The sequence below is a fragment of the Myxococcus sp. MH1 genome (assembly GCF_059738865.1).
In genome coordinates, this window is record NZ_AP026947.1 from 4,801,418 (window position 1) to 4,816,474 (window position 15,057).

A 15,057-nucleotide genomic window follows, 5' to 3' on the forward strand; every position below is an offset into this window, starting at 1 on the left:
TCGAGGGGACCGGACGAGCAGGGCTCTCCGGTCCATGAAAGGTTCAGGGCCGGCTATCGCGAGCGACGCGCGAGCTCGGCTTCGATTTCTTCGTCACTGAGGTTGGCCAGCTCATCGAGCGCGGCCTGACTGGCGGCCTCTTCCAGCGCCGCCTGATGGTCCGCCACCAGCTTCGCCAGCGAGGCCACCGTGGCGGCCTCGAAGAGCTTCGCCAGGGGAATGTCCAGGTCGAACTGGGTGCGCAGCCGTCCCGCCACGCGCGTGGCCAGGAGCGAGTGGCCACCCAGGTCGAAGAAGTTGTCGTTGAGGCCCACGGAGTCGACGCCGAGGACCTCCTGCCAGAGCGCCGCGAGCTGCTTCTCCAGCTCGGAGCCGGGCGCGACGAAGGGCGTCTTCGAGCGACGCGGCTTGCCGGCCGCGCGGGCTCCCGCGGTGGGCTGCGACGTCTCCCTCTGAATCCACAGCCGCCAGCGCTGCGCCAGGTCACCGGTGGCGACCACCACCTGACCATCCACGCCGAGCGTCACCAGTCGGCGTACGGCCTCCGCGCCCTCCGCGGGCGTCATGGCGTACTGGTCCATGCTGGTGCGCACGTTCGTGTGCTTCGTCTCCTCGGGCCACGGGTCCCACGACGCGCTCACCCAGCGCGTCCCCGTGCGGCCCGCGCGCGCGTGCGCGAAGGCATCCATGAACAGGTTCGAGGACGCGTACGTCAGGTAGCCCAGGCCGCCGAGCACCGCGGCGTTGGACGAGAAGAGCAGCACGAAGTCCGCCGAGCGCCGGCTCAGCACCTGCTCCAGGGCATAGGTGCCATGGACCTTGGGGCCGAACTGCGTCTCGGACTCGCTCCGGCCGATGTCCGTCAGCGGGTTGTAGAGCGACGGGCCCTGCGTGACGCCCGCGCAGTGGAGCACGCCGTTCAACGCGCCGAAGCGGGCCTCCACCTTGGCGACGGCCGCCTCCAACCGCGCCGCGTCCGCGACGTCCGCGTGCACCACCATCACCTGGGCGCCCGCCTGCTCCAGCTCTCGCACGCGGAGGATGCGGCGCGCCACGGCATCGTCCTCGGGATGCGTGGCCAGGTAGGAATCCCACTCGGAGGGCGCGGGCAGCGCCGTGCGACCCAAGAGTGCGATGCGCGCGTGGAGCGTGCGCGCCAGATGCTCGGCCAGCATCAGGCCGACCCCGCCGAGGCCGCCCGTGATGAGGTACACGCCCTGCTCACGCAGCGGCGTGGGAGCCTCGCCGGCGGGCTCCAGGCGCAGCGGCGAGTGCGTCTGCGCGTAGCGGAGGCTGCCGCGCCATGCGACCACGGCGTCACGCGAGCGCTGGCTCAGCTCGGCGAGCAGTCGCTCCGCGAGCTTCTCCACCGCCGGGCTTCCGGGCGCGGGGGCGACGACGTCGAGGCAGCGCGTGGAGACGTGCTCCTGCTCCTGCGGAATCACCTTGCAGGGCCCCAGCAGCGTGGCCTTCTCGGGGAGCGCCGTGCCCTCGCCCGCGACGTCCTGCACGCGGTCCGTCACGACTTCAACGCGCACCGGGCGCGACGTGTCGCCCTTCGCGAGCGCCTGCCCCAGGTGCAACAGGCTGTAGTAGCCCGTGTCCTGGACCTTGCGGAACAGCTCGGGGCTGGACGGCTCGTCGCCCGAGGAGCCCAGGCTCCACAGGTGCACCACCACCGAGGGGCTCAGGTCCTGGTCGGCCAGGTCCTTCCACAGCGTCGCGTAGTCCCCGCGCAGCCGGGCATCCAGCGCGTAGCGCTTCGCCGCGTCGCGCATGAAGGCGCCGCCCTGGCGCACGCGCACCACGTCCTGCCCGGCCTCCTCCAGTCGACGGGCCAGCGCCTCGCCGACGCCCAGGCCGTCCACGAAGAGCACCCAGCACCGGCGCTCCTGCAGGGCCTTGCGGTCCAGGGCGATGGGCGCCGTGCGGTGCCACGCGGGGACATGGAACCAGTCCGCGACGTCCGCGAGCTTTCCTTGCGGCGTCTGGGACGACACGGCCTGCGTGGACTCGGCGCGCGCGGCGGGGGCCACCCAGTAGCGCTGTCGCTCGAAGGGGTAGGTGGGCAGCGGCACGCGGCGAAGGCCACGGTCCTCGTTCACGTCGTCCCAGTCCACCTCCACGCCGTCCAACCAGAGCTGGCCCAGGGTGTTCAGCACCGAGGCCAGCGCGGGCAGCGAGTCCGCGAGGCTGGTCCTGATCGCGCGCGTGCCCGTGGTGCCGGCCAACGCACGGGCGCGCTCGACCAGCGCCCCCGGGGTCCCCATCGTGAGGACGACGCGGGTGGGCTCCTTCACCAGCTCGCGCAGCGCATCGTCCAGGCGGGACGTGTTGCTCGCCGCGTCCAGCCAGGTCTCCGGGCGCACGGCCTCGGCGTCCGTGACGAAGGCGCCTGTCGCGGAGGAGAGCAGCGGCGTCTCGGGAGCCTTCAGCCCCGAGCCCGTCAGGCCCGCACGCTGACTGCTCGGGTCCCCGAGCAGCGCCATCGTCAGGGCCTTCTCCAGCGGGAGTGCTCCCGAGAGCGCCGCCGCGACCCACGCGCCGGTGCCCTCTCCGAGCACGGACTCGGGCACCAGGCCCCAGGCCATCCACAGCCGCGCCAGCGCGTACTGCTCGACGAAGCGCGCCATCGTGCCCAGCGGGGCGGGGAGCGAGGGACGGCTGCCGTCCTCGGGATACATCGCGGCGCTCAGGTCCAGGTCCAACGGCGAGCGCAGCAGCTTCGCGCACGCGTCCACCTCCGCGCGGAACACCGGCTCCGAGCGGTAGAGCGACTCCAGCGGCGTGCCCGCGCCGGCATCGGAGAAGAGGAACGACACGGGCCGCTGGCTCGTCTCGTGCGTCGCCGTGAGGACGCGCTGGGGCTCGGCCATGCGCAGCACGCGCACGGCGTCCTGGACGTCACGGGCGACGAGGACCCGGCGATGCGAGTGCGCCTTGCGACCCACCTGGAGCGTGTGGGCCACGTCCGCCAGCGACAACCCGGGCTGCGACTCCAGGTGCTGCGCGAGCCGCGCGGTCGCCGTGTCGAGCGCCGTGTGGCTGCGCGCCGACAGCACGAGCAGCTCCCAGGGCCGGCTCACGGACGACGCGGGCGTGGCGGGTGCCTCCTCGATGATGACGTGCGCGTTGGTGCCGCCGATGCCGAACGAGCTCACGCCCGCGCGCCGGGGCGTGCGCCCACGGGGCCACGGCTGGAGCGTGGTGTTCACGTAGAAGGGGCCGCTGTCGAAGTCGATCTGCGGGTTGGGTGACTCGAAGTGGAGGCTGGGCGGGAGCTGCTGGTGCTTCATCGCCAGGATGGCCTTGAGCAGGCTCGCGCTGCCGGCCGCCGCGTCCAGGTGTCCCACGTTCGTCTTCACCGAGCCGATGGGGATGGTGCGGCGCCCCTTCGTCTTGTTGCCGAAGGCCTTCGTCAGCGCGCGGATCTCGATGGGGTCGCCCAGCGCGGTGCCGGTGCCGTGCGCCTCCACGTAGTGGATGCTGTCGGCGGACACCTCGGCGGCGGCGAGCGCGTCCTTGATGACGGTGGCCTGGCCCTGCACGCTGGGCGCGGTGAAGCTGGCCTTCACGGCGCCGTCGTTGTTGATGGCGGAGCCCTTGATGACGGCGTGGATGGTGTCACCGTCGGCGAGCGCGTCCTCCAGCCGCTTGAGGACGACGAGGCCGATGCCGCTGCCGAAGATGGTGCCCGCCGCCTTCGCGTCGAACGCGCGGCAGTGGCCGTCCGGCGAGACGATGCCGCCGTACTGGTACAGGTAGCCCACGTTCTGCGGGACGTTGATGGCCACGCCGCCCGCGACGGCCATCCGGCACTCGTCGGCGAGCAGCGCCTGTCCGGCCAGGTGCAGGGCGACGAGCGCGGTGGAGCACGCGGTGTGCACCGAGTACGCGGGGCCGCGCAGGTTGAGCCGGTGTGCGACTCGCGTGGTGAGGAAGGCCAGGTCGTTGCCCAGGCCGATCTCGAACGGGTCCAACCCGCCCAGCGCGGCGGGGTTCGAGAAGAGGTTGAAGACGTACGTGTCCGTGCGCGCGCCGGCGTACACGCCGATGCGGCCCTTGAAGCGCTCGGTGTCGTAGCCCGCGTGCTCCAGGGCCTCCACGGCGCACTCCAGGAACACGCGCTGCTGCGGGTCCATCACCTCCGCTTCCTTGGGGGTGACGCCGAAGTAGCCCGCGTCGAACAGGTCCGCGTCCTCGAGGACGGCTGCGGCCTTCACGTAGTTCGGGTCCGAGCGAACGGCGGCGGTGTCGAGCGCGCTGGGCTCCAGGTCCGCGTCCTCCAGGAACCGGATGGACTCCACGCCGTCGCGCAGGTTCTTCCAGAAGGCCTCCAGGTCGCGCGCCCCCGGGAACCGCCCCGCCATGCCGATGACGGCGATCTCCAGTCCGGTGGTGTCCGCGTTGGACGAATCCGTGGCCATGTCTCTCTCCCGAGTCCCGCTCAAGTGTCGACCTTCCTCGCCCGCTGCTGCTTCAGCGCGCTCCTGCGCCGCTGACGCCGCCCCTCGTCTTCCGCGTCCTCATCGCCCTCGTCCCCGCTCACCGGGTCCGAGGCGAGCCCCACCCGACGGACCAGGTCCTCGATGTGGTGACGCGCCTTCGTCGTTCCGTGCTCTTCGCGGAGCTGCTCGCCCAGCCGCGCCGCCGAGGCGCGCAGGCCCGTGTCCTCGTGCGCCGCGCGCAGCGCCGCCGCGAGTCGCTCCACGCTCAGCTCGCCGATGGGAATCGCCGGTCCACCGCAGCCGCGCTCCTGGACGACCTCGCCCCAGGTGAACTGGTCATAGGTGTGCGGCACGACGACCTGGGGGACGCCCGCGCGGAACGCCGCGCCCGTGGTCCCCGCGCCGCCGTGGTGCACCACGCACGACACCCGCGAGAACAGCCACGAGTGCGGCACCTGTCCCAGCGCGTGCGCCGTCGGAGGCAGGGCGCGCTGGCCCAGGCCGCTCCAGCCGTGCTGGATGAGGGCCCGTCGTCCCGCGCGCTCGGCGGCGGCCACCAGCGTGTCCGTCAGCGCCGCCGGGTCCGCGTGCGTCATGCTGCCGAAGGTGATGCACACCGGCGGCTCGCCCTCCGCCAGGAACGCGGCCAGCTTCGGGTCCGGCGTGAAGTCCGGCTCGTCGAGCAGGCAGTAGCCGACGGTGTGGTGGTGCGCCGGCGCGTCCGAGGCGGGCGGGCGCACGTGCCGGCTCAGCGCGGTGAGGACCAGCTGCGGTGACAGTCCATCCACCAGCGGATTGTCGAGCGGAGGCAGTCGCAGGGACTCGCGCAGCGGGTTCACCAGTCCGCGCACCGCGGCCTGGAACGCCGGGCTCCCGCCACCGCTGCCGCTGTGCTCCACGAGCACCGTCACGAAGGGCAGGTGCGTGAGGTCGTGCACCATGCGGGCGGCGGGCTGCACGCGTCCGCTGACGAGGACATCCGCGTTGCGGCATGCCGCGCGCAGGTCCTCCAGCATGAGGGGCACGGCCTCGGCGAGCGGCTGGAAGAGCTGGAGCATGCCTCCGGCGGAGTGGGCGACCGCGGGGTTGCCCATCATCGCCTGGGTGATGCCGCTCTGTGCGTCCCTCAGGTCGGGACCCACCGGGGCGAACTCCAGGCCGTGGTGCCGCGCCAGCGCCTCGTACGAGGGCGCTGCGGCGAGCACCGGCTGATGGCCGTGGCGCTTGAGCTCGACGGCCAGGGCCACGAAGGGCTGGACGTCACCGAGAGACCCGAAGTTGGTGAGGATGACTCGCATGGTGCGCGGGCAGGGTCGACTGCGGGCCGACTCAGCCCTCGTCCTCCACTTCCTCGTCGTCGGAGCGCCGCCGGGAGCGCTGCCGCTGGAGGTTCTGCTTGCGGCGCTGCACCGTGGACTCGCGCTCGTCCGTCTCCGCCTGCACCGTGCCCGCCTCGGGAGGCTGGAGCAGGGCGGCCAGGGCCTTCACCGTGACGCCTTCGTAGAGGCTGGAGGCGGGCACGCTGATGTCCAGGCGCCGCTTGAGCCGATCACTGAGCTGCACGGCGATGAGGGAGTCACCGCCCAGCTCGAAGAAGTTGTCCTGGATGCCGATGGGCGCGACACCGAGCGTCTGCTGCCAGAGCTCCGTGAGCGTGCGCTCCAGCTCCGTCGTGGGCGCGACATAGGCGCTGCGCAGGTTCGATGGCCGGGGATGCTGAGGCCGCGCGGCCGGGGTGGCGGAGTCCACCGCCTCGACGGCGCGGGGGCGGGCCTGTCGCGCCACCGGGTCGTGCGTGGACACCACCCACCAGCTGCCCTCGGACTGCGAGAGCACGCGCGCGAGGGCCTCGGCGCCCTGCTCGGGAGCGATGGCCAGCCGGTCCAGGGCCTCTCCGCGTGCACCCGGATGCGCGCCGTAGTCCTCCACGCGCACCACGTCCCAATCCAGGCTCACCCAGCGCCGCCCCGCGCGAGTCGTCGCCTGGGCGAACGTGTCCTGCCACGCGCTCGCCGCGGTGTGCGCGACGGTGGCCATGCCGCCCAGCACGGAGGAGATGGAGGACGCCACCACGCGGAAGTCCAGGGGACGCTCGCCGAGCACCTGGTCGAGCAGCGCCAGTCCCCGCACGCGCGCATCGAAGTGCCACGCGCTCTCCTCGGGCCCCGTCTCGGAGACGAGCCGCGCCACCAGCTCGCGCGGCAGCCAGGCCCCGTACACCACGCCGTGCACGGCACCGAAGCGCGCCAGCACGGCCTCCACCGCTTCGCGCAGGGACTCCTGCCTCGTCACGTCGCCGGAGATGACGGTGACCTCGGCGCCCAGGCTCTCCAGCTGACGAGCCCGACGGATGCGCTGCGACGAGGGATGCGCCTCGCCGTGCTGGGACAGGTGCGTGTCCCAGTGCTCGCGTGACGGCAGGTCCGCGGGCTCCAGGCAGACCAGCTTCGCGCCGGGCGAGATGCCCGCGAGGGCGCGGGCGTTCATCGCGCCCACGCCGCTGAGGCCATGCACCAGCAGGTACACGCCACCCGGGCGCGAGAGGACCTTCGCGCCCGTCGCGTCGGGCAGCGGCAGCGGCTCCAGCGTGCGGACCCAGCGGTGCGGACCTCGCAACGCGACCACCGTGTCCAGAGCCGTCGAGCGCAGCTCCGCGCGCAGGGACTGGAGGCTCGCGGGGGGCAGCTTGAAGTCCGCGTCCGTCACCACGTCGATGTGGCGCAAGCGCAGGAACGGCTGCTCCTGCGAGACGACCTGGCAGGGGCCCAGCACCGTGGCCTTGTCCGGCGAGAGGGCTTCGTCGCCCGTCACCTCGTGGACGTGATTGGTCACCACCCAGATGGAGCAGGGCTTCTCGGGGGCGTGCTCGACGAGGGCACGCGCGAGGGCGACGAGCGAGTGGTACCCGCTCGCCTGCGCCTGCGCGAAGGACGTGGGCAGCCCGGGCGTGAGGCTCCACAGGTGCAGCACGGCGTCGGGCAGCAGGCCCGCGTCACGCAGCGCGCCGAGCAGCGCGCGGAAGTCCGACAGCGAGCCGGGCGCGACGGTGAACTCGGAGTCCTTTGTGCGACTGAAGGCCGTACCCGGGCGCACGCGGAGGACTCGTCGCTCCTCACCAGGGGCGGCAGCCAGGAGCGCGTCGGTGGGAGAGGCCTCGTCCTCGAACACCAGCCAGACGCGAGGCGTGACCCCTCGCGCGACGAGCGAGGACGACAGCGGGGCGCGCTTCCAGGACGGCACATGGAACCAGCGCTCCATCGGCTCCTGGACGAGCGCGGTCTCCGTGGCGGCGGGCGCGCTCTTCGCTTCGGAGGACGGCGTGTTCCGCGTCTCCGGCTCCACCCAGAAGCGCTGACGCTCGAACGGGTAGGTGGGGAGGGGGAGCCGCTGGCGTCGCTCCTCGCCGTGGAAGCCCTTCCAGTCGACGGTGACGCCCGCGAGCCAGAGGTCGCCCAGCGTCGAATACGCGATCGGTGGTGCGCCCGGTGCGACGGTGTCCTGCGACGTCGGCATGGACGCGAGCACCGGGCGCGACGCGACTGTGTCCGGATGTCTCCGCGCGAGCCTGCTGAGCACCTGTCCCGGGCCGCATTCGAGCAACACGCGCTTCGGGTCCGACAGCAGGGCGTGGAGCCCATCGGCGAAGCGCACCGCGCCGCGCAGGTGCTGTGCCCAGTAACGCGGGCTCGTCGCCTGCTCGGTGGTGATCCACGTCCCGGTGACGTTGGAGACGAAGGGCAGGGTGGGCGGCCGCAGCGGCATGGCCGCCGCGCGAGCGGTGAAGGCGTCGAGGATGGGGTCCATCATCGTCGAGTGGAACGCATGCGACGTGGCGAGCACGTGGCTGCGCACGCCGGCCTCCTCGAGCAGGCGGCGCACGCGCTCCACCGCCTCATGCGGCCCGGAGACGACACACTGCATGGGCGAGTTCACCGCGGCGAGGCTCAGCTCGGTGCCGAGGTAGGGTCGCACCTCGTCCTCGCTCAGCGGCACGGCCAGCATCGCCCCGGACGGGAGCGACTGCATCAGCCGTCCACGCGCCGCCACCAGTTGGAGCGCGTGCTCCAACGAGAAGACACCCGCGAGGCACGCGGCCACGTACTCACCGATGCTGTGGCCGAGCATCGCGGCGGGCTTCACGCCCCAGGTCATCCACAGCCGCGCGGTGGCGTACTCGAGGACGAAGAGCGCGGGCTGGGTGAGCTCCGTCCTCGCCAGCGTGCGCTCGTTCTCCTCCGGTGTGCCGGCCTTCGGATACAGCACGTCGCGCAGGTCCTTGCCGCCCAGGTGCGGAACCAGCAGCGCCGTGCACCGGTCCACCTCGGCCCGGAACACGGGCTCCGCGTCGTACAGCGCGCGGCCCATGCCCACGTGCTGCGAGCCCTGGCCGGGGAACAGGAACGCCACCGGCCGGTCCACGCTGTCCTGGGCTTCGGGGGCTGACGGCTCGGTGGGAGTCCGGGTCAACGCCTCCACCGCGTCGCCCGCATCGCGCGCGAGGATGAAGCGGCGGTGCGAGAAGCGCTGACGACCCGCCTGGAGCGTCCACGCCACGTCCGCGAGCTTCGCGTCGGGGAGATTCTTCAGCGCCTCCGCCAACCGCTGCGTGCTGGTCTCCAGCGCGGAGGGCGTGCGGGCCGACACCGGGAGCAACTGCCACGCACGGCGCGGAGTCGCGCTGTCGAGCGGACGCGGCGGCTGCTCCAGGACGACGTGCGCGTTGGTGCCGCCCACGCCGAACGAGCTCACCCCGGCGCGGCGAGGCATGGCGGTGGCGGGCCATGGCTTGAGCGTCGCGTTGACGTAGAATGGGCTGTTGTCGAAGTCGATGGCCGGGTTGGGCCGCTCATAGTGGAGGCTGGGCGGCAGCTCGCCGTGCTTCACCGCCATCGCCGCCTTGATGAGGCCCGTCACGCCGGCCGCCGCGTCCAGGTGGCCCAGGTTGCCCTTCACCGAGCCGAGCGCGCAGTAGCGCCGTCGCTGCGTGGACGCGCGGAAGGCGCGGGTGAGCGCCTCCACCTCGATGGGGTCACCCAGCGGCGTCGCGGTGCCGTGTGCCTCCACGTAGCCGATGTCGTCGGCCTCCAGCCCCGAGGCCGCCAGCGCCTCGGCCACCACCTGGGCCTGACCCTCGACGCCCGGCGCGGTGTAGCCCGCCTTGAGCGAGCCGTCGTTGTTGATGGCCGAGCCCTTGATGACCGCGTGCACGGTGTCGCCATCGCGCACCGCGGCCTTCAGCTTCTTGAGCACCACCACGCCCGCGCCGCTGCCGAACAGCGTGCCTCGCGCCTTCGCGTCGAAGGGCCGGCAGCGTCCATCCGGAGACGCCATGCCGCCCTCCACGTGCCGATAGCCATGGAGGAAGCTCACGTTGACGGAGGCGCCGCCCGCGAGCGCCATGTCGCACTCGCCGTTGAGCAGGCTCTGGCAGGCCAGGTGCACCGCCACCAGCGACGTCGAGCACGCGCTCTGCACCGCGTGGCTCGCGCCCCGGAGGTTCAGCTTGTACGAGACGCGGGTGGCCAGGAAGTCCGTGCCGTTGCCGATGTTCACCTGCACCGGCTCCACCGACTCCAGCACGCGCGGGTTGCGCGCCAGGTTCATCAGCAGGTACGTGTTGAGCGTGGCGCCGCCGTACACGGAGATGGCGCCCGGGAAGTCGCGCGGCGAGTAGCCCGCGTGCTCCAGCGCCTCCCAGCAGACCTCCAGGAAGACGCGGTGCTGGGGGTCCGTCAGCTCCGCCTCACGGGGCGGCATGTCGAAGAACGCGGCGTCGAAGGACTCGGGCTCGGGCATCACCGCGGCGGCGCGCACGAAGTCCGGGTCCTCCACCTGCTCCGGAGCGACGCCCGCGGCGAGGCTCTCCTCGGGCGTGAAGAAGCGGATGGACTCCACGCCGCCGCGCAGGTTCGCCCACAGCTCGGTCGTGCTCCGCGCGCCAGGGAAGCGCCCGGACATGCCGATGATGGCGAGGTCCGCGTCGTCGATGTCTGACGGCTGCTTCACGTCCACGACGTCCGCTCCTTCACTCACGGCGGCTGCGCCGCTCGCGTCGCGCGGCTCCACGGTTCTGACTCGACTCGAACCCGGGCGGGTCCGAAGGGGCGCCGAGCGCTCCCAGCTTCTTCGCCAGCGCGGCCACCGTGGGCGCCTCGAAGACGGAGGTGAGGGGAACCTCGCGCCCCAGCTCCCGCTTCAGCCGTCCGACGATCTTGAGCCACAGGAGCGAGTTGCCGCCCAGGTCGAAGAAGTTGTCATGGATGCCCAGCCGCGACAGCCCGAGCTGCTCCTGCCACACCTTCGTCAGGGCCAGCTCCAGGTCGCCGGTGGGCGCCACGTACTCGGTGCCCAGCTGCGGCCGCTCGTGCGTCGCGCCGCCCGAGGTGTCCTGGTTCTTCTGCCCACCCTCACGCTTCAACCAGCGCGCCACGCGCGCCTCCAGGTCTCCGGTGGAGACCACCACCTGCCCGCCCAGAGAGGACTCCGCGACGCGGCGGAAGGCCTCCACGGCCTCGTCCTCCGTCATGGCGAATGCGTCCAGGCTCGTCTTCGTCTCACGGGACTCCTCGTCCACCGAGGGCCACCCATCCCAGTTCGTGCTCACCCAGCGCGTCAGCCCCTGCTTCGAGCGCGAGGTCGCGAACGCGTCGAGGAAGGCATTCGCCGCGCCGTACGCCGCGAGCCCCAGGCCCCCGAGCACCGAGGCGTTGGACGACACCAGCATCACGAAGTCGAGCTCACGGCCCGCCAGCGCCAGCTCCAGCGCGTACGTGCCCTGCACCTTCGCGCGGAAGTGGGGCTCGCACGCGGCGGCATCCAATCCGGAGAGCAGCGCCACGGCGCCTTCGCCCGCGAGGCCCGCGGCGTGGATGACGCCGTGCACCTCGCCGAACTGCATCGCCCCCTGGGTGATGGCGACGCTGAGCAGCATGTCATCCGCCACGTCCGCGCGAGCCAGCAGCACCTCGGCGCCCGCCGCCTCCAGCTCCCTCACCGCGCGGCGCTTGTGGCCGCCGCGGTCCATCTCCAGACCCCACCGGCTCACGAGCACGAGCCGCGCCTGATGCTGGCGCGCCAGGTAGCGGGCGATCATCAGGCCCACGCCGCCCAGGCCGCCGGTGATGACGTAGACGCCCCGGTGACGGAAGGGCCGCGCGGGCTGGGTGTCCGCCTCCAGCCGCACCGGCTCATGCGTCTGCACCAGCCGAGTCGTCCCGCGCCAGGCGACGACGGGCTCGCGAGCCTCGGTGGCCGTGCTCGTCACCTCCTGCAGCAGCGCCCGTGTGTCGAGCGCCACCGGGCCACGGCCCAGGTCCACGTAGCGGCAGGAGAGGAAGTCGTGCTCCTGCGGGATGACCTTGCACAGGGCCGGAAGCGTGGCGCGCTCGGGGGCGACTTCATCCGAGCTCTCCACGTCGAGCGCCTGACGACCGACGACCGTCAGCTCCACGGGGCCGGGGAGCTCCGCCTCCGTGAGCGCCCGCGTCAGGCGGAGGAGCGGATGGAACCCTCGCGCCTGGGCCTGCTCGAAGCGCTCGTTGCCGAAGGCGTCCTGCTCGCCCTCGCGAGAATCCAGGCTCCACAGGTGGACGATGTTCTCCACCTTGAAGTCCTTCGACTTCAGCGCGAGCAGCAGGAAGCCCGGCTCGTCGGCATCCGCCGGATCCAGGCTGAAGTGGTTCTCGCCCAGCTCCTCGAGCCTCGCGCCCGGAGTCACCCGCGCGACGCGATGTCCCTGCTCCTCCATCGCCATCGCCAGGGCCGAGCCCACGCCGGTGGAGTCCAGGAACACGACCCAGTCCTTCGGCGTGACGGCCCCGGCGCGCGGCGGCGCCAGCGGGGCGCGCTTCCAGGACGGCAGATAGAACCAGCTGGAGACATCCGCGCTCTTGTTCGCCGCGGACCGCCGACGCGCGGAAGGGGCCTGGGGCGCGAGCCAGTAGTCCTGTCCCTCGAAGGGGTACGTCGGCAGCGGGACGCGCAGCCGCCGCGCCTTGCCGCGCACGGCCGTCCAGTTCACCTCGACGCCCGCGGCCCAGAGTCGCCCGAGCGTCGCGGTGAGGTGCTCCTCGTCCGCCACCGGGTCCTGCGGATGGCGCAGGGACGAGAGCACCGCCGGCGCGGAGGGGCCGTTGACCTGGAGCCGCGCGAGTGTGCTGAGCGTCCGGCCCGGACCGACCTCCAGGTAGACGTGCGCGGGGTCCTTGGCCAGCTCGCGGATTCCGTCGCCGAAGCGCACCGTCTGCCGCAGATGCTTCACCCAGTACGACGGGTCCAGCGCGTCATCCAGGTCGATCCACGTGCCGGTGAGGTTCGACAGGAACAGCACGTTCGTCGGCGGGTTGAGCTTGATGGTGCGGATGAAGTCGCTGAAGCGGTCGAGGATCGGGTTCACCACGTACGAGTGCGCGGCGACGTCGATGGGGATGTGACGGAACTCCACCTCGCGGCGGGTCAGCTCCGTGGCCAGGGCCTCCACGGCCTCCACCGTGCCCGCGACCACGCACTGCGCGGGGCCATTCACCGCCGCCAGGGACAGCGTCTCCCCGAGCAGAGGACGGACCTCCGACTCGGGCAGCGGCACGCTGAGCATGCCGCCACCGGGCAGCTCCTCGAAGAGCTTGCCGCGCATCACCACCAGCGCGAGCGCGTCCTCCAGCGAGAAGATTCCAGCCAGGTGCGCCGCCATGTACTCACCCAGGCTGTGGCCGATGACCGCTTCCGGCTTCACACCCCAGGACTCCCACAGCTTCACCGTCGCGTACTCGATGGTGAACAGCGCCGGCAGCGCCAGGGAGGTGCGCTTGAGGCGCTGGCCCGCGCTCTCCGCCGAGGCCGCGTCCGGGTACATCACGGGCTTCAGGTCGAAGCCCAGCTTGGGCCGCAAGAGCTTGCAGCAGTGGTCCACCGCCTCGCGGAACGCGGGCTCGGCGTCGTAGAGGCCACGGCCCATGTCCGGGTACTGCGCGCCGCCCCCGGGGAACATGAAGACCAGCGACACCGACGTCGTGCCGGGCGAGTGCGTGAAGAACCGCTGTGGATCCCGCGTCTCCAGGACCCGCACCGCGTCCTCCCGGTCCTTGCACACGATGACCCGGCGCAGTTCCAGGGCCTTGCGGCCGGTCTGCAGCGTCCACGCCACGTCCGCGAGCTGCTGCTCGGGATGCGCCTTCAGGTGGGCGAGCAGCGCCGAGGTCTGGGCCTCCAGCGCCGTCTGCGTCCGCGCGGAGAGCACGAGCGACTGCCAGGCGCGAGAAGCGTCGCCCGGCTGGGTGAACGGCGGCTCCTCCACGATGAGGTGCGCGTTGGTGCCGCCGATGCCGAACGAGCTCACCCCGGCGCGGCGCGGCGTCGGCCCCTCGGGCCAGGGCGTGAGCTTCGTGTTGACGTAGAAGGGGCTGTTCGCGAAGTCGATGCGCGGATTGGGCTTCTCGTAGTGGAGGCTCGCGGGCAGCTCCGCGTGCTCCAGCGCGAGCACCGTCTTCACCAGGCCCGTCACGCCGGCCGCCGCGTCCAGGTGTCCGACGTTCGTCTTCACCGAGCCGAGCCCGCAGAAGCCGCGCTTGTCGGTGCTCCGGCGGAACACCATGTCGAGCGCCTGCACCTCGATGGGGTCGCCCAGCGGCGTGGCCGTGCCGTGCGCCTCCACGTAGGTGATGGAGTCCGCTGGCGTCTCCGCGAGGCTCTGCGCCCGGGCGATGACCTCCGCCTGTCCGCTCAAGCCCGGCGCGGTGAAGCCGACCTTGAGGGCTCCGTCGTTGTTGATGGCCGAGCCACGGATGACGGCGTGGATGGTGTCGCCGTCCGCCAGCGCGTCCGCCAGGCGCTTGAGGACCACCACGCCCGCGCCGCTGCCGAACAGGGTGCCCTGGCCCCGCTCGTCGAACGCGCGGCAGTGCCCGTCCGGAGAGGTGATGCCGCCTTCCTGATAGTGGTAGCCCGTGCGCTGCGGCATGTGCACGGAGACGCCGCCGGCCACGGCCATGTCGCACTGGTAGCCGAGCAGCGACTGGCAGGCCAGGTGCGTGGCCACCAGCGACGTGGAGCAGCCCGTCTGCACCGTCAGCGCCGGGCCGCGCAGGTCCAGGTGGTAGGCGACGCGCGTGGCGAGGAAGTCCTTGTCGTTGGCCACCATGGCCGGGAAGGTGTCTTCGGCCCGTTGGAACTCCTCGCGCGACAGCAGGTTGAAGAGCAGGTAGCTGCTGAGGCTCGAGCCCGCGAAGACGCCCGTGGAGGTGCCCGGGAGCCGTCCCGTGGAGTAGCCGGCGTGCTCCATCGCCGTCCACACGCACTCGAGGAAGACGCGGTGCTGCGGGTCCAGCAGCTCCGCTTCCCGAGGGGCGTAGCCGAAGAGGCCCGCATCGAAGCGGCCCGGGCGCTCCAGCACGGCCCCGGCGCGCACGAAGTTCGGGTTGGCCAGGAACGACGGGTCGACCCCGAGGGACTTCAGCGCGTCGTCGGAGAAGAGGGTGATGCCCTCCACTCCGTCGCGCAGCATCCGCCAGAACGCGTCCACGTCCGCGGCGCCGGGCACACGCACGGCCATGCCGACGATGGCCACCGCCAGCCCCGAGTCACCCTCGTACACCTTGTGACGACGACCCATGAC

At 72.1% G+C, this 15,057-nt stretch carries 4 protein-coding genes; all 4 read right to left on the reverse strand.

Going from position 1 to position 15,057, the window contains the following annotated elements:
- Positions 1-53: 53 nt before the first annotated feature.
- Positions 54-4,427 carry a type I polyketide synthase gene (locus AC6JA9_RS19155; protein WP_497960369.1) on the reverse strand — a complete coding sequence of 1,458 codons (4,374 nt, stop codon included), beginning with the start codon at positions 4,425-4,427 and terminating at the stop codon, positions 54-56.
- Positions 4,428-4,447: 20 nt separating this feature from the next.
- Entirely contained in the window at positions 4,448-5,746 is a 1,299-nt protein-coding gene (locus AC6JA9_RS19160) for a glycosyltransferase (protein ID WP_497960371.1), read from the reverse strand.
- A gap of 31 nt (positions 5,747-5,777) precedes the next feature.
- Entirely contained in the window at positions 5,778-10,406 is a 4,629-nt protein-coding gene (locus AC6JA9_RS19165) for a type I polyketide synthase (RefSeq protein WP_497960714.1), read from the reverse strand.
- Positions 10,407-10,473: 67 nt separating this feature from the next.
- Positions 10,474-15,054: a type I polyketide synthase gene (locus AC6JA9_RS19170; RefSeq protein WP_497960372.1), complete on the reverse strand. Its 4,581-nt coding sequence runs from the start codon at positions 15,052-15,054 to the stop codon at positions 10,474-10,476.
- Between the last annotated feature and the right edge of the window lie 3 nt (positions 15,055-15,057).

Bases quoted from the DNA above. Each gene is read 5' to 3' on its own strand.
- AC6JA9_RS19155 (WP_497960369.1), bottom strand. From the start codon at position 4,427: ATGGCCACGGATTCGTCCAACGCGGACACCACCGGACTGGAGATCGCC.
- AC6JA9_RS19165 (WP_497960714.1), bottom strand. From the start codon at position 10,406: ATGTCCGGGCGCTTCCCTGGCGCGCGGAGCACGACCGAGCTGTGGGCG.
- AC6JA9_RS19160 (WP_497960371.1), bottom strand. From the start codon at position 5,746: ATGCGAGTCATCCTCACCAACTTCGGGTCTCTCGGTGACGTCCAGCCC.
- AC6JA9_RS19170 (WP_497960372.1), bottom strand. From the start codon at position 15,054: ATGGGTCGTCGTCACAAGGTGTACGAGGGTGACTCGGGGCTGGCGGTG.